16 protein-coding genes and 1 pseudogene are annotated in these 19019 nt (G+C 73.2%); 4 read left to right on the top strand and 13 right to left on the bottom strand.

Annotation, left to right across the window (positions count from 1 at the left end; all coding sequences use genetic code 11):
• Positions 1-16: 16 nt before the first annotated feature.
• The 5 genes and pseudogenes from AB0M79_RS29760 to AB0M79_RS29740 all read right to left on the bottom strand — a co-directional run bounded on the left by AB0M79_RS29760 (position 17) and on the right by AB0M79_RS29740 (position 5486).
• Entirely contained in the window at positions 17-421 is a 405-nt protein-coding gene (locus AB0M79_RS29760; RefSeq protein ID WP_364219962.1) for a hotdog domain-containing protein, read from the bottom strand.
• Entirely contained in the window at positions 418-1176 is a 759-nt protein-coding gene (locus AB0M79_RS29755; protein WP_364219959.1) for an OAM dimerization domain-containing protein, read from the bottom strand. Before AB0M79_RS29755 ends, AB0M79_RS29760 begins: the two co-directional genes overlap by 4 nt.
• Positions 1177-1291: 115 nt before the next feature.
• Positions 1292-2857: pseudogene (locus AB0M79_RS29750) on the bottom strand (lysine 5,6-aminomutase subunit alpha); the annotation flags it as partial.
• Entirely contained in the window at positions 2854-4359 is a 1506-nt protein-coding gene (locus AB0M79_RS29745) for an amidohydrolase family protein (protein ID WP_364219956.1), read from the bottom strand. The pseudogene AB0M79_RS29750 and the gene AB0M79_RS29745, both read right to left, overlap by 4 nt.
• A gap of 95 nt (positions 4360-4454) precedes the next feature.
• The gene (locus AB0M79_RS29740; RefSeq protein ID WP_357540293.1) at positions 4455-5486 is read right to left on the bottom strand and encodes a zinc-binding alcohol dehydrogenase; all 1032 of its coding nucleotides are present in this window, start codon (positions 5484-5486) and stop codon (positions 4455-4457) included.
• A 142-nt stretch (positions 5487-5628) separates the two neighbouring features.
• Between AB0M79_RS29740 and AB0M79_RS29735 the strand changes: the two genes are divergently transcribed.
• On the top strand, positions 5629-7041 hold the full coding sequence (locus AB0M79_RS29735) for a lysine 2,3-aminomutase (protein ID WP_357540291.1): 1413 nt from the start codon (positions 5629-5631) through the stop codon (positions 7039-7041).
• A 60-nt stretch (positions 7042-7101) separates the two neighbouring features.
• Here the strand turns inward: AB0M79_RS29735 and AB0M79_RS29730 are convergent, their stop codons facing one another.
• Entirely contained in the window at positions 7102-7296 is a 195-nt protein-coding gene (locus AB0M79_RS29730) for a CsbD family protein (RefSeq protein ID WP_364219952.1), read from the bottom strand.
• 157 nt (positions 7297-7453) lie between these two features.
• Between AB0M79_RS29730 and AB0M79_RS29725 the strand changes: the two genes are divergently transcribed.
• On the top strand, positions 7454-8017 hold the full coding sequence (locus tag AB0M79_RS29725; protein ID WP_364219949.1) for a histidine phosphatase family protein: 564 nt from the start codon (positions 7454-7456) through the stop codon (positions 8015-8017).
• Positions 8018-8099: 82 nt separating this feature from the next.
• The gene (locus tag AB0M79_RS29720; RefSeq protein WP_364219946.1) at positions 8100-9161 is read left to right on the top strand and encodes a MerR family transcriptional regulator; all 1062 of its coding nucleotides are present in this window, start codon (positions 8100-8102) and stop codon (positions 9159-9161) included.
• A gap of 39 nt (positions 9162-9200) precedes the next feature.
• Here AB0M79_RS29720 and AB0M79_RS29715 read toward each other — a convergent pair whose 3' ends face one another.
• Positions 9201-9659, bottom strand: coding sequence for an Lrp/AsnC family transcriptional regulator (locus tag AB0M79_RS29715; protein WP_212818169.1), 459 nt, complete (start codon positions 9657-9659; stop codon positions 9201-9203).
• Positions 9660-9916: 257 nt separating this feature from the next.
• Complete coding sequence (locus AB0M79_RS29710; RefSeq protein WP_357540283.1) at positions 9917-10273, bottom strand: Lsr2 family protein; 357 nt, start codon at positions 10271-10273, stop codon at positions 9917-9919.
• 329 nt (positions 10274-10602) lie between these two features.
• On the opposite strand from AB0M79_RS29710, the gene AB0M79_RS29705 reads away from it, so the two are divergent.
• On the top strand, positions 10603-10920 hold the full coding sequence (locus tag AB0M79_RS29705; RefSeq protein ID WP_364219942.1) for an STAS domain-containing protein: 318 nt from the start codon (positions 10603-10605) through the stop codon (positions 10918-10920).
• A gap of 60 nt (positions 10921-10980) precedes the next feature.
• Here AB0M79_RS29705 and AB0M79_RS29700 read toward each other — a convergent pair whose 3' ends face one another.
• Genes AB0M79_RS29700 through AB0M79_RS29680 form a run of 5 tightly spaced genes read right to left on the bottom strand, consistent with a single transcriptional unit; the run spans position 10981 to position 18961 of the window.
• On the bottom strand, positions 10981-13017 hold the full coding sequence (locus AB0M79_RS29700) for a hypothetical protein (protein WP_364219939.1): 2037 nt from the start codon (positions 13015-13017) through the stop codon (positions 10981-10983).
• Positions 13014-14147 carry a VWA domain-containing protein gene (locus AB0M79_RS29695; protein WP_357540277.1) on the bottom strand — a complete coding sequence of 378 codons (1134 nt, stop codon included), beginning with the start codon at positions 14145-14147 and terminating at the stop codon, positions 13014-13016. Before AB0M79_RS29695 ends, AB0M79_RS29700 begins: the two co-directional genes overlap by 4 nt.
• Complete coding sequence (locus AB0M79_RS29690; protein ID WP_364219936.1) at positions 14144-16510, bottom strand: DUF5682 family protein; 2367 nt, start codon at positions 16508-16510, stop codon at positions 14144-14146. The genes AB0M79_RS29695 and AB0M79_RS29690 overlap by 4 nt, the downstream gene beginning before the upstream one ends.
• Positions 16510-17619 carry an AAA family ATPase gene (locus tag AB0M79_RS29685; protein ID WP_364219933.1) on the bottom strand — a complete coding sequence of 370 codons (1110 nt, stop codon included), beginning with the start codon at positions 17617-17619 and terminating at the stop codon, positions 16510-16512. The genes AB0M79_RS29690 and AB0M79_RS29685 overlap by 1 nt, the downstream gene beginning before the upstream one ends.
• A gap of 52 nt (positions 17620-17671) precedes the next feature.
• Entirely contained in the window at positions 17672-18961 is a 1290-nt protein-coding gene (locus AB0M79_RS29680) for a hypothetical protein (RefSeq protein ID WP_364219930.1), read from the bottom strand.
• Positions 18962-19019: the final 58 nt, after the last annotated feature.

Here is a 19019-nt window from a genome sequence, read left to right as displayed (position 1 = left end):
CGGCAACCAGCCCAGGTCACGGGCGGGGCGGGACGACCACCGTACCGGTCGCCGTCACCGCCACCAGCGGCTCCGGCAGCACCGACGCCGCCGACCCCACACCCTCACCACGGCACACCACCGCGCACACGAAATCCAGCGTCCGCGACCGCGTCCCCACCCGGGTCACCGTCGCCGACACCTCCACCACGTCACCGGCCCGCACCGGCCCCCGGAACTGCACATCCGAATACGACGCGAACAACCCCTCGTCACCATCGGTACGGATACACACCTCCGTCGCCACGTCACCGAACAACCCCAACGCGTACGCCCCGTCGACCAGATTCCCCGCGTAGTGCGCGTGCGAGTACGGCACATACCGCCGGTGCGTCACCGTCAACCCCAACCGCCCGTCACCGCTCTCGCTGCGCTCGCTCATGCCCCCACCTTCTTCGTGATCAACGCGTGCACCAGATAGCTCGCGACCTCACCCGGCGTCGTACCCCGACCGAAGATCCGGTCCACACCCAACTCGCCGGCCATCTTCTCGTCGAACCGCGGCCCGCCCACGACCAGCAACGGCCGCCGACCCGCCGGCAACGCCTCCCGGAACGCCGCCGACATCTCCCGCGTGTTGTGCAGATGCGCGTCCCGCTGCGTCACCACCTGCGACACCAGCACCGCGTCCGCCCGCTCCGCCCGCGCCGCCTCCACCAGATCCGGCACACTCACCTGCGCACCCAGGTTCGTCACCCGCAACTCCCGGTAGTACTCCAGACCCTTCTCACCCGCGATCCCCTTCACGTTCAGGATCGCGTCGATGCCCACCGTGTGCGCGTCCGTACCGATACACGCCCCCACCACCGACAACTTGCGCCGCATCCGGCGCTTCACCACCGCGTTGACCTCCTTGGCGGACAGCAACGGAAAATCCCGCTCCACCACCTCCACCTTCGACAGATCCACCAGATGGTTCACCCGCCCGTACACCACGAAGAACGTGAAACCGTCCCCCATCTGCCGCGAATGGACCAGCATCGCCGGATCCAGCCCCATCTTCGCCGCCAACTGCAACGCCGCACCCTCGGCCCGCTTGTCCAACCGCACCGGCAACGTGAACGACACCTGCACCATGCCGTCCCCGGTCGTGTCCCCGTACGGCCGCACGACCTGCCTGCCCACCACATCCGTCACGGTGCCGACCTTTCGTTCGCGACTGCGGGGCTCCGCTTCGCTGCACTCCTCGCGCTCACGGTGCCGACCTTTCGTTCGCGACTGCGGGGCTCACTCGCTGCGCTCGCTCACTCCTCGCGCCCACGGGCCCCTCCAGGATCTCCGTCGCCGGGTTGTAGTAGCCCGCCTCGTGCCGCGCCACCCCGTCCAGACCCTTGCCCCGGTCCGCCGGCCGCCGCATGATCCCGAACGTCCCCTCCGCGATCGCCCGCAACAACGTGTCGTCGACGATCCGCTCCAGCAACGACACCGCCTCACCCAACACCTGGTTCGCCCGCGCCTGGATGAACCCGCCCGGCGCCGGCACGAAATCCTCCGCCAACCCGCCCGCCGCACCCAGCACGTACCGCACGTTCTGCAACGCGATGTCCCGGTCGGACAACCACGGCGTCACCACCGCCTCGGTCATCATCCCCACCAGCAGGATCCCCTGACCGGTCAGCGCACCCACCAGATTGAAGAACCCGTCCAGCAGATTCCCCCGGAACACGTCCCCGGTCATGTGCTTCGTCGGCGGCATCCACTTCAACGGCGCATCCGGAAACAACTCCCGCGCCAGCAACGCGTGCGCCAACTCCAACCGCAACGACTCCGGCACATCCGGATTGATCTCGAACGCGTGCCCCAACCCCAACTGCCAGTCCGCCAACCCCGCCTCATGCGCGAAAAACTCGTTCAACAACTGCGACACCGTCACCGTGTGCGCCTCGTCGACCGCATCCGCCGTCGTCAGATAATTGTCCTCACCGGTATTGATGATGATCCCCGCACGCGCGTGGACCTGCCGCGAAAACCGCTGGTCGACAAACGTCCGCACCGGATTGATGTCCCGAAACAGAATCCCGTACATCGAGTCGTTCAACATCATGTCCAGCCGCTCCAGACCCGCGAGCGTCGCCATCTCCGGCATACACAACCCGGACGCGTAATTCGTCAACCGCACATAACGCCCCAACTCCCGCGACGACTCGTCCAACGCCGCCCGCATCAACCGGAAGTTCTCCTGCGTCGCGTACGTCCCCGCGAAACCCTCCCGCGTCGCCCCCTCCGGCACATAGTCCAACAACGACTGCCCCGTCGACCGGATCACCGCGATCACGTCCGCACCCGCCCGCGCCGCCGCCTGCGCCTGCGGAATGTCCTCGTAGATGTCACCCGTCGCCACGATCAGATACACCCACGGCCGCCGCGGCGGATCCCCCCACCGCCGCACCAGACGCTCCCGCTCCGCCCGCCGTCGGTCGATCGACCGCACCCCCGCCGCCACCGCCCGACGCGACGCCCGCCGCGCCGCCGACGCCCCCCGCCCCGACGGCACCACGAACCGCACCGACCCCGCCGCCGCCTTCTGCGCCAGCAACGTCACATCGTCGACACCCTCCCGCGCCATCGCCTCGAACACCGGCACCGCCACCCCATGCCCCAACCCCACATCGGCGACCACCGCGTCCACCAACCGGTTCACCCACGGAATCCCGTCCGGATCCGCACCCGACACCCCGGCCAGCCGCAACACCGCCCGCTCCACCGACACCGTCGTATGACCGCGCGCCAGATCCACCACCGGCTGACCAGCCCGCCGCGCCAACTCCCGCGCCCGGCCCACCAGCACCGGGTCCAGATCCAGCTTGCCCACGCTCACCCCTCGCCGAAAATCACGTCGCCACGCAACACCGTGCGCCGACAAACCGGTAGCGGAGTCGGATCCGCCGGCCCACGAAGATCCGGGTCCTCGGCCACCAGAACCGGCAACCCACCCACCACCTCCGTCGCCACGTCCCACACCGCGAACGTCGCCGGCGCCCCCGGCGCCAGCACCCCGTCCATCACCCGCCCCGCCCCAGGCGGCAACGCCCGCCAACCACCCCGACTGTGCGCCGCGAACGCCGCCCGCACACTCATCCGATGCACCGGATTGAAATGCGACACCGCCGCCCGCACCGAACCCCACGGATCCACCGGCGTCACCGGCGAATCCGACCCGAACGCCAACGCCACACCCACCCCGTGCATCGCACCCAACGGATTCGAATCCAACGACCGCTCCACCCCCAACCGCTGCGCGTACATCCGCTCCCCACCACCCCACAACCGGTCGAACGCCGGCTGCATACTCGCCACGATCCCGAACTCCACGAACCGCCCGATCATCGGCTTGTCCGCCATCTCCGCATGCTCGATCCGATGCCGACCCGCCCGCAACCGCGCCACCCCCACCTCCTGCGCCGCCGCCGCGAACCCCGACAACACCGTCGCGATCGCCTCGTCACCGATCGCGTGGAAACCGCCCTGCAACCCCAACCCCACACACTCCACCAGGTGGTCACGCACCTGATCCACCGACACGAACCCCAACCCGCAACCCCGGTCACCATCCAGGTACGCCTGCGACACATGCGCCGTACGCGACCCCAACGCCCCATCCGCGTACAGGTCACCACCCGCCGCCACCGCACCCAACTCCCGCGCCCGCACCCCACCCATCAACTCACCCCAATAGCCGTACACCTCCGGCAACCCCACCCCCGACAACCCCAACACCCCCACGAAATCCGCCTCACTCGACGTACCCGGCCCACCGCACTCGTGCACCGCCGCCACCCCCAACCCCGCCGCATGCCGCAACGCCGCCCGCTGCGCCAACCCCCGCTGCGCCGCCGACACCGACCCCAACGCCACCCCGCGCACCACATGGTGCGCCGCCTCCCGCACCCACCCCGACCCGTCGAACCCCTCCACCGCCCGCACCTGCGGCGCCGCCGCCAGCAACGCCGACGAACACAACGCCGAATGGATCGACGCCTGCGACAGATACACCCGCCGCCCCGCCGCCGCCCGATCCAACTCCGCCGGCCCCGGCGGCACCTGATCCGACCACGTCGACTCGTCCCACCCGTGCCCGATCACCACCGCATCCGCCGGCAACCCCGCCGCGAACCCCGCCACCGCCGCCAACAACTCCCCCGCCGACCGCACCCCCGACAGGTCCAACCCCGACAACGCCAACCCCGTGTCCGTCGCATGCACATGCGCGTCCACGAACGCCGGCGTCACCAACCCCCCACCCAGATCCACCACCGCATCCGCCGACGGCGCCTCCGCGTCCACCCCCAACCAGGCGATCAACCCGTCCCGCACCAGCATCGCCGTAGCCGTCGGCTCCGCCGGACAGTAGAACCGGCCACCCCGGTAGAGCACCGAACGGCCACCTTCGCGCACAGAGGCATCAGTCATGCCCATCAGTCTGCCGCCAACCGCGCCTCGAACAACCCACGCACACCCGGCTCCGCCCGCAGCAACCCCAACGCGAACTCCGCATGCCCCGGCACGTAACCGTTACCGACCAGCATCGACACGTCCGCCGCCAACCCCTCCGCCCCCAACGCCGCCGCCGCGAAACTCGTCGCCATCGAGAAGAACACCACCGTGCCCCGCTCCGCCGTCGACAAAATCGCCCCGTGCTCGCAACCCGGCACGTCCACACACACCACCGTCACATCGGCCGGGCCACCCAACGCACCCGCCACCGCCGCCGACAACGCCACCGGATCACGCGCGTCCGCCAGCACCACCTCGTCCGCCAGCCCCGCCGCCACCAGCCGCTCCCGCTCACCGGCCACCGGAACCACCCCGACCGTGCGCGCCGCACCCGCCCGCCGCGCCGCCGCCAGCGCCAGCGACCCGCTCTTGCCCGCACCACCGAGCACCGCCACCGTCGGCGCCGCATACCCGCGCACCACCCGGTCGGTCAGCGCCGGCGCACCACACACGTCCAGCACCGACAACGACAGGCGCGGATCCAGGTCGTCCGGCAGCACCGCCGCGACCGACCGCGCGAACAGCACCGCGTGCCCCGCACACGGCACCTGCTCACCCAGGCCGTCCCAGCCGGCCAGGTCGTCGTCGACCGACAGCGGCGTCAACGTCAACGACACCAGCGTCGCCACCCGGTCACCGACCTTCAGTCCCAGCGGCGACTCCGGACCGACCTCCCGGACCGTACCGACCAGCATCCCGCCCGACCCGGTGACCGGATTGTGCATCTTGCCGCGCGACCGGATGATCCCGAGCACCTCGGCCCGCACCGCCGCACCGTCACCACCGTGCTTCTCCGACAACTGCCGGAAGCTCGCCGCGTCCAGGTTCAGCCGCTCCACACCGATGAGCACCTCGTCCGCGCCGGCCCGCGGGGTCGCGTCCAGCCGCCACGCGGCCTGCGGCAACACCCCCGCCGGCTCGATCACCCGGTGCAGCCCGACCGGCGACGTCATCGCGACCCCTCTCATCTGCCAACCCAACTCGCAACGCGGGAAAACTTCCGGCAGAATAGTTCCTCGACAGGAGGATTTCCAGTAGCCTCAGGCGGCCCCGACCCGGGCAACCCACCCGGGCGCGCACCCACCAGGAGGGTCCGTGACGCACCCCAAGGAGGCGGCACCCCGCCCCACGCACCCCGCGCCCACCACCCCCGGAGCGCGCCCCACCGCCGGACAGCCGTACGACTACGTCCGCCGCGAACTCACCGAACCCGACTGGACCCGCTTCCCCGGCTGGCGCGACATCACCCGCGAACAGTGGGAATCCGCCCAATGGCAACGCGTCAACTGCGTCAAGAACACCAAACAGCTCCGCGCCGTCCTCGGTGACCTCGTCGACGACACCTTCTACGCCGATCTCACCGCCGACCAGGCCGAACACGCCACCATGTCGATGCTCATCCCACCCCAGATGATCAACACCATGGTCCCCACCGGCCCCGTCACCACCGACACGCTGCGCGCCGACCCGATCCGGCGCTACATGATCCCGATCGCCTCCGACCGCCGCACCGACTGGCCGTCCCACCCCAACGCCAGCCGCGACTCACTCCACGAACACGACATGTGGGTCGCCGAAGGACTCACCCACCGCTACCCCACCAAAGTCCTCGCCGAACTGCTCTCCACCTGCCCCCAGTACTGCGGCCACTGCACCCGCATGGACCTCGTCGGCAACTCCACCCCCGCCGTCGACAAACTCAAACTCACCCTCAAACCCGTCGACCGCTACGACGCCCACATCACCTACCTACGCGCCCACCCCGGCGTACGCGACGTCGTCGTCTCCGGCGGCGACGTCGCCAACGTCCCCTGGCGCAACCTCGAGAACTACCTCATGCGGCTGCTCGACATCGAAACCATCCGCGACATCCGGCTCGCCACCAAGGCCCTCATGGGCCTACCCCAGCACTGGCTACAGCCCGAAGTCGTCGAAGGACTCGAACGCGTCGCCCGCACCGCCGCCCGCCGCGGCGTCAACCTCGCCATCCACACCCACGTCAACCACGTCCAGTCCCTGACCCCGCTGGTCGCCCGCGCCGCCCAGACCGCGCTCGACGTCGGCGTACGCGACGTACGCAACCAGGGCGTCCTGATGCGTGGCGTCAACGCCACCGCCACCGACCTGCTCGACCTCTGCTTCGCCCTCCAGGGCGAGGCCGGAATCCTGCCGTACTACTTCTACATGTGCGACATGATCCCCAACGCCGAACACTGGCGGGTCCCGGTCTGGCACGCCCAGCAGCTCCAGCACGACCTGATGGGCTACCTGCCCGGCTACGCCACCCCGCGGATCGTCTGCGACGTCCCGTTCGTCGGCAAGCGCTGGGTCCACATGCTCACCGAGTACGACCGCGAGCACGGCATCTCCTACTGGACGAAGAACTACCGCACCTCGATCGAGACCGACGACGACGAGGTCTACGACAAGCGCTACGCCTACTACGACCCGATCGACACGCTGCCCGAGTCCGGCCAGCGCTGGTGGCGTAAGCAGACGGCGGCCTGACCCGCGCACGAGGAAGGGGACCCCCGACGTCGGGGGTCCCCTTCCTCGTCGTTCGTACGATCAGCCCCGGAACGCGTCCCGTACGTCGCGGCCGGCGTCCTTCACGTGTTCACCGGCCTGTTTGGTCCGCGCACCGGTCTTCTCCGCCGACCCCTCGGTCCGCATGCGCTCGTTGTCGGTGGCGTCGCCGAACTTCTCCTTGGCGGCGCCCTTCATCTCCTCGGCCTTGTTCCGGGCCTTGTCGGCGATGCTCATCTCGACTCCTCCGTCGTGCCGGTGTCGGTTGGTCCTGACTCCTGGCATGCCCCCTGGTCCGGTGCCGGAAACATGTTCGGTGGTGGGGCACACCACCGCTATCGCATCCTAGGACGCTAGGTCATCATCGGGAAGCCGTCGGTGGTTGACTGAGGGCATGGCGGAGATCGTCCTCGTCCGGCACGGCCACACCGAGTGGAGCGCCGCGCACCGGCACACCTCGTACACCGACCTCGACCTCAGCCCCGACGGCGAACGCCAGGCCCGCGACCTGCGGGACCGGCTCGCCGGGCGCACCTTCGCCGCCGTCCTGGCCAGCCCCCGCCGGCGGGCCCTGCGCACCGCCGAACTCGCCGGGCTCACCGTCACCACGGTCGACGACGACCTCGCCGAATGGGACTACGGCGACTACGAGGGCCGCACCACCGCCGAGATCCACGCCGACCGCCCCGACTGGAACCTGTGGACCGACGGCGCCCCCGGCGGCGAGACCCCCGACCGGATCGGCACCCGCCTCGACCGGGTCCTCGCCCGCGCCGCCACCCTGCTCGCCGGCGGCGACGTCGCCCTCGTCGCCCACGGACACTGCCTGCGCGTCACCGGCGCCCGCTGGATCGCGCTGCCCCCGGCCGCCGGCGGCCGGCTCCGCCTCGACACCGCCACCCTGTCCGCCCTCGGCCACGAACACTCCCGCCCCGTCATCCTGCGCTGGAACACCTGAGAACGCGGACTGGACCCTTCCCCTGGGGCAAGCCGCAGCATCGGGTGACCGGCCGACCGGCCGGCACGAGGAGGGGGCGGGAGTGCCACTGCTGACCATCGGAGCCTTCGCCGCGGCCGCCCGGCTGTCGGCCAAGGCCCTGCGGCTGTACGACGAACTCGGCCTGCTGCCGCCGGCCGCCGTCGACGGCGACACCGGATACCGGTACTACGACCAGGCGCAACTCGGCCGTGCCCGGCTCATCGCCCGGCTACGCGGTATCGGCATGCCACTGGCCCGGATCCGGGCCGTCTGCGACCTCGGCCCCGCCGCGGCCGCCGACGAGGTCGCCGCCTACTGGGCCCATGTCGCCGCCGACACCGCCGTACGCCAGCGGCTCGCCACCCGCCTCGTGGAAGACCTGTCAGGAAGGGTCACCATGCACGACACCGCACTGGGCATCCGCCCCGCCGCCCGTACCGACGCCGGCCACGGGCGCGACACCAACGAGGACGTCGCCTACGCCGGCACCCGGCTGCTCGCCGTCGCCGACGGCACCCGCGGCCCCGGTGGCCGGGCCAGCACCGCCGCCGTCGAGGCGCTCACCGCCCTGGAGACGGCCACCGTGGACGACCCGCTCGGCGCCCTCGCCGACGCCGTGGCCCGCGCCAACCGGGCCGTCGACCACGTCGGCGCCGACGTCCCGGCCGGCGACGGCGAGGCTGCCACCACCCTGACCGCCATGCTGTGGAACGGCTCGCACCTCGCCCTGGCCCACATCGGCGACACCCGCGCCTACCTGCTGCGCGACGGGCGGCTCAGCCAGCTCACCCACGACCACACCTGGGTGCAGTCCCAGGTCGACGAGGGACGGCTCGGCCCGCAGGAGGCCCTCACCCACCCACAGCGGGCCCTGCTCGCCCGCGCCCTGACCGGGGCCGCCGGCACCGAACCCGACCTGTCGCTGCACCGCGCCCTCGACGGCGACCGCTACCTGCTCTGCTCCGACGGGCTGTCCGGGGTCGTACCGCCCGCCGCGCTGCACACCACCCTGCGCGACGCCGGCGAACCGGCGCGCACCGTCGACGCGCTCATCGCCCTCGCCTACGACAACGGCGCCCCCGACAACATCGCCTGCGTGGTCGCGGACGTCGTCGCCGACTGATCCGGCGTACCCGCCCCGGTGCCCAGGGCGGCGCCGGGGCTACGGCGCCGGCTGCTGGGCCACCTTCGGCGGCCGGTTCTCGTACGGCGTCGACAGCACGACCGTCGTACGCGTCGTCACGTTCGCCGCGGTGCGGATCTCCTGAAGGACCCGTTCGAGGTCGGTGGGACCCGCCACCCGCACCAGCAGCAGATAGAAGTCCTCCCCCGCCACCGAATAACAGGAATCGATCTCCGGCAGGTGCGAAAGCCGTTCCGGCGCGTCGTCGGGCTGCGACGGATCGAACGGCCGGATCGCCACGAACGCCGTCAACGGCAGGTCGAGCGCCTCGAACGACACCCGGGCCGAATAGCCTTTGATCACTTCCCGTTGTTCCAGCCGGCGCACCCGCTGGTGCACGGCCGACACGGAAAGGCCGACCTTTTCCGCCAGATCGGTGTAGGACAGTCGGCCGTCCGCGGTGAGGGCGGCGACGATAGCGCGGTCGATCTCTTCCACGGCGAGAAACCTACCGTTCCCGGCCGTGTCGGGCGATCCCGAAATGAACGAATGTCCCGCCGTCTCGCGCCGGCACCACGGCGGGGCGGGACACGGGGGCGACCGGACCGGTCACCGCACGACGGCGGCGGCGGACGATCGCCCTCGGTGACATCGCGCGGCCGCCCGTCACGGTCCGGACGGACGCGGTACCGGCCGAGCCGCCAGGCGCTCCCCGCCCGACTGACGGCTCCGTCCCGGGAACCCGTGCCGGCAGATCACCGACCGTGCGCGGTCCGGTAGGCGTCGCTGACCTCCTGCGGAATGCGGCCCCGGTCGGAAACCTCGAAACCGTTCTCCGCCGCCCAGGCACGAATCGCGCGGTTCTCGTCGCGACCGCTGCTACTGGTCGCCGTCGAACGGCCGACCGGACGGTTCACCGGACGCACCACGCCGCCCCGGCCGATACGGTGGCCGGCCTTGATGAACTCGTCGAGAGCCGCCCGGAGCTTGCCGGCATTGGCGTCCGAGAGGTCGATCGTGTAGTTGACGCCGTCGATACCGAACTCGACCGTGCGGTCGGCCGGTTGACCGTCGAGGTCGTCGATGAGTGTGGTAATTACCTGTCGGGCCATGGAATCTCCTAGAAAGGTGGTCAGGGCGGAGATCAAGTCTCGCGTAGCACGAGGTCGAAGAGCAAATCCGAGGTGTGCGTGCCAGATTACGCTTCTGTTGCGACACGGAGGCGCCATTCACGTCGATCCGCAATGACGAATAGCGATCACAGCCTCACCGTACGCGTAATGGCAGGTGCGCCCGGGCGCCGATGCGGTAATCGCCCGACCCCCTACCCGGCCGTCCGGGCGCGGCCGGACGGCCGTGGGCCGGGCCGCGCTCCCTGCGCCGGGGTTGATCGTCGCCTACCTTGGGAAAGAGGAAGACGATCGCGCGGAGGGGGCAAGGCATGGGAGACGCAGTGGTCAACCAGCAGAAACTCGACGACGGCACGGTCGTGGTCGAACTGCGCGGCGAGCTGGACCTGGCGACGAACGACGCCCTGCGGGCAATGCTCGTCGACCTGGTGAAGGCACAGCGCCCGCCACGTATCGTGGTCGACCTGCTACACGTCAGTTTCGTCGATTCGACCGGAATCGGAGCGCTGCTCGCCGGCTACAACGCCGCTATCGATTCCGGCGTCGGCTACAAGGTCCGGGCGGTGGCCCCGTTTGTCGAACGGCAACTGCGGCTCACCGGCGTCTACGGCCAGCTCGTCTCGCCCTGAGCCCGGCCCCGGTCCCATTCCAATAGGGCCGGGACACCAATGCAATGCGCGCGGGACCCGTCAACGACGGTCGGCGGTCACCGACAGCCGGATCTGCGCGTCCACCCACGGCCCAGACACCGCCGGCGGGTCGGCACCGAGCCCCGCCGCCACCTCCTCCACCGCGTCCGCCGACCGGCGCAGCCCAACCCCGGCGAGCACCCGGCCGGCGGCCCGCAGCCGCTGCGGAAACGTCGGCGGCAGGTGCCGGACCCCGCGATGCGCCAGCTCCGCCAGCAGCCCCAGCGCCGCGTCGACGGCGGCGCCCAGCTCGTCGACCCGCGCGTCGGCCCCGGTGGCCAGGTGACCACGGTCGTCGCCCTCGGCCAGATCCGGCACCACCACCGCGCCCTCCACCGCGACCGCGGCCGGCGCCACCACCAGACCACCCCGGGTACGGTGCACCGCCCCGCTGACGAACCGGGGCCGCCCCCGCTCGCCGCGCAACGCCCCGGCCAGCGCGTCCAGCGCCCCCGGGCACACCCGACGGTGTACGGCGGACACCGTGGCCGTACCACCGGCGGCGTCGGCGACCACCGCGTCGAGCCGCTGGTCGCCGGGCCGGTAGCCGATGGACCGTACCTCGGCGATCTCGACCACCCGGAACGCCTCCGCGTCGACCCGCGGGCGGATCAGCCGTGGCGGCAGCGCCTCGAGGGTAGCCGCCAGCCCGGCCAGGTCCCGGACCACCAGCCCGTCGGGCAGCGACCGCCAGCCGCCGGACGACGGCGACACGGTCGTCGCCGCGATCCGCCGGGTCGCCAGCCGGACCCGGTGCGCGGCACTGCGCGCCGCCGACTCGGTGACGAGGTTGCCGGCGGCCAGCGCACCGACGGTGGACCCGCCGACCCGCCGGCCGGCGAGTTCCGGCCCGGTCGGATCGGTGCCCTCGGCGACCGGCCACCGGTGGCGCAGCACCAGCACGGTCGCCGAATCCGCCTGGGCGAGGAACACCTCCGCCGTACGGTCCTCGGCCGTGCCGGTGATCCGGCAGCCGAGACCGGTGAGCCGGACCCGGCGCAGCGGGGTCTCGGCCGCCTCCTCGGTGCCGAGCACCCGCGTACGCGGGCCGGCGGCGGCGCCGGTCACCGCCCGGTGCCGGGCGTGCAGCTCGGCGAGCAGGTCGGCGACCCGTTCCGGATGGTAGTGGGCACTGCGCTCCCGGTAGGCGGTCAACTGGCCGGCGAGGTCGTCGAGGGCGAGCAGCGGCCAGCGCAGGTTGGCCGCCTCGAGGTCACGCCGTACGACGGCGAACGCGCCGGCCAGCCCCGCGGAGTTGACCGCCCCCTCGAGCAGCACCTCGTCGGCGAGGTCCAGCGCCGCCTCGAGACCGGAACCGCCGGCGGTGACGATGGCGCCGCCGCCGACCTCGACGCGTACCTCCGGCACCCCCGGGGCGGTCTCGTCGGCGACCCGGCAGGCCCACACCGCCAGCGCGACCGCCTCCTGGTGGGCGCCCGGGGCGGCCGCGGTGTGCGCGTAGCCGAGCTGGTGCGGCACCAGGAACCGGACCGTGCACGACGGCAGCTCCACCAGCGGCGCCGGGTCGGCGGCCCCGGGACGGCGCACCAGCGCGCTGAAGCCGCGCCGGTGGGTACGGCGGGCCAGGGCCAGCGCCCGGCTGCCGATCAGCGCCTCGATCTCGTCGTCGCCGAACGTTCCCGGCGACCAGTCGAGCACCGCCGGAGAGGCCGGCGGCGGGTCGCCGGCCGGTGCCGCAGGAGCCGGGGTTGGCAAAGCGACCGGCGGGGCGCCCGGCCCGGCCGGCGAGCCGGTCATGGCGGCGGCCTGGTAGGCCAGCACCAGGGTCAGCACGTGCCGGCAGGCGCCCGGAGCGCCGCAGTCGCAGTCCGCCGCGTCGAGGGCGGCGCCCGGCCCGATCCGGGTCCGTACCCCGTCCGGGTGCTCCCCGGTCAGGGTGCCGTCCGGCTCGACCCCGACCACCGGGCCGTCGCCGGCGTCGACCGCCTTCGCGGCACGCTTGAGCAGGCCGCGGTTCGTCAGCGCGGCCAGCGCGTCCGGGGTCAGCGCCAGCAGGTCGGCGCGGGTCGCGGTCATCGGCCGACGTGCTCGGCGACGAAGGCGGCGAGCTCCCCGGGCGTCATCGCGCCCACCCCGGCCCCGACGTCGGCCAGCCGCTGGGCCATCGCCCGGTCGTAGTCGGGGTTGGCATCCTCGTCCAGCGCGGCCAGGCCGAGGACGTGGGTGCCCTGCTCGACGAGGCGGGCGACCCCCCGGACCAGCTGGCCCTGGTCGCCGCCCTCGTAGAAGTCGCTGACCAGGGCGACGATCGTACGGCGCGGGTTCTCGACCAGGCCGGCGGCGTACGCGACCGCCCGGGCGATGTTGGTGCCGCCGCCGAGCTGCACCTTCATCAGCAGCTCCACCGGGTCGTCGACGTCGGCGGTGAGGTCGACGACGTTCGTGTCGAACGCGACCAGATGCGTCTTGACCCCCGGCAGCCCCCACAGGCACGCCGCGGTGACCGCCGAGTGGATGACCGAGCCGACCATCGACCCGGACTGGTCGACCAGCAGGATCACCTGCCACCGCTCGAGGTGCCGGCGGGTACGGGACACGAAGTACGGCGTCTCGATCACCAGCCGGCGGTGTTCGGGCTGGTAGTGGGCGAGGTTGCCGGCGATGGTCCGCCGTACGTCGAAGTTGCGCGACTGCCGGAACCGGCTCGGCCGGCGCGACCGGGTACCGGCGAACGCCTGCCGGACCTCCGCCGCCAGCCGCTCCAGCAGCTCGGCGACCACGGCGGCGACGATCCGCCGGGCCAGCTCCAGCACCCGCGGGTTCATCAGGTGCCGGGTCCGTAGCACCGCCTTGAGCAGCGTCGCGTTCGGCTCGACCCGGGCCAGCACCGCCGGGTCGGTGACCACCTCGTGGATCTCGTAACGTTCGACCGCGTCACGTTCCAGCCGCTCGACGGTCTCCTTCGGAAACAGCCGGTGGATCTCGTCCAGCCAGTCGATGGTGGTCAGCGCCGACGGACCGTCACCGCCGGCCCGGCCACCGCCCCGGCGTACGTCACGGCGGGCCAGGTCCTCGTCCCGGCCGTACAGCCAGCCGAGCGCGGCGTCGCGGGCCGCCGCCCGGCCGGTCAGCCCGCCCGCCCCCGCACAGGCGTCGGCCGGCTCGCCGAGCACCAGCCGCCACCGCTCCAGCCCCTCGTCGGTCACGCGACCGCCTCGCTCCCGTTCGGTGACAGTGCCCGCTCCGGGAGCAGGCCGGCGCGGGCGAGGACCGCCTCGACGTCCGCGTCGAGTTCGCGGCCCCGGGCGAACAGGACCGGGTCACCGGCCGTACGCAGCAGGGCACCGCCGGAACCGGCCACCCCCCGGCGGTCCAGCAGCCGCCCGGCGACCCGTTCCCGCTCCCGGGGCGGGAAGTACGCGAACGCCTGCCGCAGGCCCGGCAACGCGACCAGGAACTCGCGCTCGGGCATCGCGGTGACCAGCCCGTCGAGCACCCCGAGCAAATCGGGCCGGCCGTCGCCCGGCCCGGTGTCGGCGCTCAGGATCTCCTCACGGGCCAGCGCGAACAGGCCGGCCAGCCAGTCGCCGAGGGTGTCGCTGCCGCCGGCGGTGCGGACCGCCGCGACCGGGTCGGCGCCGGTGCCCAGCGCCCAGGTGAGGCCGAACATGGCCCCGCGCAGGTCCGGTGGCACGCCCCGGTCGGCGGCCAGCCGGCCGGCGACCGCGAGCACCGCCGGCCGGTCGAGTTCCAGCACCGGCCCGGCGTGCACCACCGCGTCGCGCAGCGCCGCCACCGCCGCCAGCCGCGCCGGCTCGGCCGGTGCCGGCCCGCCCCGGATGCCTTCCGCCAGCCACAGCGCCCGGACCGTCGCCGACGAGATCACCGCGCCGAGCACGCCGGTGCGCGCCACCCCGAACAACCGGTCGTGCCGCCACAGGCCGAGGGCGACGGCGAGCACCCGGCCGAGCGAAGCCAGTTCCCGTACCGCGCCGACCGCCCCGGCCACCCGGTCGAGCACGTCCCCGGAGAGGTCGGCGATCCCGCACAGGGCGGCGTCGAACAGCACCGATGCCAGCCGGCCCGCGTCGCCGGCGACGACGGCGGCCCGTTGGGCGAGGCGGGCGACGGCCGCGTCCCGCAGCGTCGCACCGTAGCCGCTGGCCTCGATCAGGGCGCTGAGCCGCTCCTCGGGCACCTCGACCGACCACCGCTCGACCAGCACCGCGTCGACGCCGGGGGTCGGGCCGGACTCCCGCCGGAACCCGGGTACGCCCAGCGTGCGCAGCCGGTGCAGGACCCGGCTGCGGGCCAGGTCGGCCGGGGCGGTCAGGTCGAGCCGGACCTCGCCGGCGGTGCCGAGCCCGTGGCGTTCCAGCTCGGCGGTGACGTCGCCGACGAGCGGCGGCAGCGGGGTGTCCGGGTGCAGCCGGCCCACCCGGTCGCCGCTGAGCGCCGCCACCATCTCGACGACCACCGGGTGCGTGCCGGCCGGCAGCGGGCCCCGGCTGGTCCACGGCAGCGGCACCTCGAGCGCCTCGTCGACCAGCGCCGAGACGAGGCCGTCGAGGATGTCGACGCGGGCCGGCGGCCGGTGGCCGCGTACCCGGGCCAGGCCGGGCGCCATCGTGCGGGCGGCGACCAGGTCGGCGGTGGAGACCCGCTGGCGGCGGCGACGCAGCCGGGCGACGACCGACGCGGTCAGGTCGTCGGCGGCCCGGGCCGGGCCGTGCTCCCACAGCCGCTGGTAGTAGTCGGGCGACGGCATGCCGGACTGGTAGCCGTCGAACGAGTCGAGCCGGCGAAACGAATACGGCACCAGGAAGCTGCCGCCGCGGGCGCCGTCCGGCGGCCGGGGTACGTCCGGCCAGCGGCCGTCGCCGGTGCCGGCGAGCCGCATCAGGGCCGGCCGGTGGAAGCCGCCGGACACCACGACCACCGGGCGACCGTCGGCCCGGGTCGCCGCCGCGTCGACCCAGCGGGCCATGTACGCCTCGCGGGCGCAGTCGTCGTCGCCGGCCGTCGACTCGTCGCGCAGCAGGTCGAAGTAGGTGGCCAGGCGTTCGGCGAGTCCGTCGTCGGGCTGGATCTCGAACAGGTGGTCCCACAGCGTGTCGACGTTGTCGACGGCGAAGGTACGGCACAGCCGGTCGACGACCTCGGCGTAGCGGCGCTCGGCGTCGGCGTAGCGGCGCTCGGCGTCGGCGTAGCGGTTGGTGCGGTCGGCGAACGCCGGATGCCACGCCGGCAGGTCGATGAACCGGACCTCGGCCCCGAGCCGCCGGCCGGTGGTGAGCGCCACCCACTCCGGGGAGTAGTCGCAGAACGGGCTCCACGAGGCGTGCGCCCGGGTGCCGTCGCGGTAGGAGGTGAAGACGGCGACCGGCAGCCGGTGGCCGAGCAGCAGCTCGTCGAGCCGGTCGTTGACGTCGGCCGGCCCCTCCACCAGCACGTACGCCGGCCGCAGCGCCTCGATCGTGGACGCGACCAGCCGGGCGCAGGCCGGGCTGTGATGGCGTACGCCGAGGTAGGTCACGCCGGCGACCGGGCCGGCGGGTGGTGCGGTCATCAGCCGGGCAGCAGGTGCCGGGCGTCGTGGAACGCCTTCCAGTGCGCGCCGGCGTGCCGGGGCACCCGCTGCTCCAGGTAGCGGCGCAGCCGGGCCAGGTCCTCGGCGTCGTCCTTGGCGGCTGTGCCGGCCAGGCAGGGCACGATGTCGGCCGGGGTGCCGGCGTCGCCGCGCAGGAACCAGGCCCGCAGGCCGACGGCGTGCGCCACCGACACGGCCTCGGCGGTGCTCATCACCGCCGACAGCCGGTCCGCCGGCTCACCCCGGCCGGTGGTGCCGGCCCGCAGCTCACGGAACGTGGTGACCAGCACCTCGAGTACGTCCCGCCGGGGTGGCACGGTCACCCCGGAGCGGCGCAGCAGCGCGCCGGCCTCGGCCTCCACCAGGTCGAGTTCGGTGGCCAGGTCGGGGATCGGGAAGACGGTCTCGAAGTTGAACCGGCGCTTCAGCGCCGCACTCATCTCGTTGACGCCCCGGTCCCGGGTGTTGGCGGTGGCGATGATGTTGAAGCCCTCCCGGGCGAAGACCATCGCGTCGGCGCCGGACAGCTCCGGCACCGACAGCACCCGGTCGGACAGCGGCGACAGCAGGCAGTCCTGCACCTCCAGCGGGCACCGGGTGATCTCCTCGAAGCGGACCACCCGGCCCTCGGCCATGCCGCGCAGCAACGGGGCCGGCACCAGCGACCGGGTCGACGGGCCGTCGGCGACCAGCAGGGCGTAGTTCCACGAGTATTTGATCTGGTCCTCGGTGGTCGCGGCACCGCCCTGGATGGTCAGCGTCGAGTCGCCGCTGACCGCGGCGGCGAGCAGCTCCGACAGCAGCGACTTGGCGGTGCCCGGCTCGCCGACCAGCATCAGTCCACGGCTGGTGGCCAGCGCCACCAGGGCCCGGTCGATCAGCGACGGGTCGCCGACGAACTTGGCGCTGATACCGGCCCGCTCGTCGCCGAGGACGAAGGTGCGGGCGGCCTGGAGGCTGAGCGCCCAGCCGGGTGGCCGCTCGCCACGGTCGGTGTCGCGCAGCCGGGCCAGTTCGTCGGCGTACCGGACCTCGGCCGGCGGCCGCTGCACCCCGACCGGCGCACTCACGCCGCCACGCCCGCTCATACCGCCCCCTCGCTCGCTCCGCCCGCTCACGCCGCCCCCTCGCCGCGCTCGCTCATGGCATCTCCTTGCGTGGGTCGGTGCCGGCGTCCTGGATCGCGGCGACCCGGCGACGGGCGTCGGCGGACAGGGCCGGCAGGGCGGCGGCGGTGGCCGCCGGGTGGGCGAGCACGTGCGCGCGCAGCAGCTCGGCGGCGGTCCGGGCGCCCGCCGTCGGACCGCCGGCCGCCTCGGCGAGCAGCCGTACGGCCCGGACCGGGAAGCGGCGGGCGGTCGCCTGCACCGACGCCGCCACCCGGGGCTGGTCGAGACGGTCGAGCTGGAGCCGCAGCGCCTCGTCGGTCGGCAGGACGGCGAGCGCGTCCAGGAGCCGCTGCCGGGCGTCGGCGTCGGCGTAGTCACGGTCGAACCAGTCGGCCAGCCGCGGCGCGATCGCCGGCCCGATGCCGTCGACGGCGGTGGTGACCAGGCTCTGGTGCTGGATCACCCACCAGGTCCGCACGTGTTCGGCGATCAGGTCGAGCTGCGGCAGCGACCCGACCGCGCACCACAGCAGGCCGCCCACGGCGTAGTCGCTGGTCGCCGGCAGCGCGGCGCACTCCTGGTCGACCCAGGCGGTCTGGGTGGGCAGCAGGAAGCAGATCGCGACCCGTTGCCGGGCCGAGCCGGCGCGCAGGGCGGCGAGCGCGTCGACGGCGGCCGCGTGGTCGGCGCCGGCGGCGGCGGCCAGATGGGCCCGGGTACGGGCGGCGACGGCGAGCCAGTGCGCGTGGTGGCTCCAGCCGGTCGCCGACAGGTCGGTGTGCCGGCCGATCCGGACCCGGCCGCCGCGCGGCGGGTACGGCCCGTGGTCGACCACGAGTCCACTGAGTTCGACGACGGCGGAGGCGGCGAACACCACGCCGTGGGCGGCGACCCAGCCGTCGGCCAGCGCCCGCATCCGGTCGATGTTGCCCCAGCCGTAGGCGTGGCTGGCGGCGGCGGCGACCGCGGCGGCGCCGGCCGCGGTCGGCTCACCGGTCAGGTGGGCGCGGGCGGCGGCGGCGATCCGCGGATCGGTGTGCGGGTCGGCGAGCAGTGTGTCGATGCCGGGGCGCAGCGGGGCGAGGAACTCGTCGGCGGCGGCGACGGAGGCCGGGCCGGCGTGCACGGGCGGGCCGGCCGCGCCGCCGCGGCGCGGGATGATGGTGCGCCGCCACGCGGGCGGTAGCTCGAACCGGTCCTCGTCGACGCGGGCCGCCGGCGCGGGCGGCTGCGACCGTCCGGTCTGGACCGGCACCGGCGCGTCGGCGCGGGCGGTCCGCGGGACCGTCGTGGTGCCACCGCCCGGTTCGAATGCTCGCACGGGGAATCTCCTTGATCATCCGCGTTGTCGGGCCACACTGTAGCGGTGCCGTCCGACA

The sequence above is a fragment of the Polymorphospora sp. NPDC051019 genome (assembly GCF_040683055.1).
Classification (GTDB): Bacteria; Actinomycetota; Actinomycetes; order Mycobacteriales; family Micromonosporaceae; genus Polymorphospora; species Polymorphospora lycopeni.
Note: the sequence above shows the minus strand (reverse complement) of the source record. Positions and strands in the feature narration are given on the sequence as shown.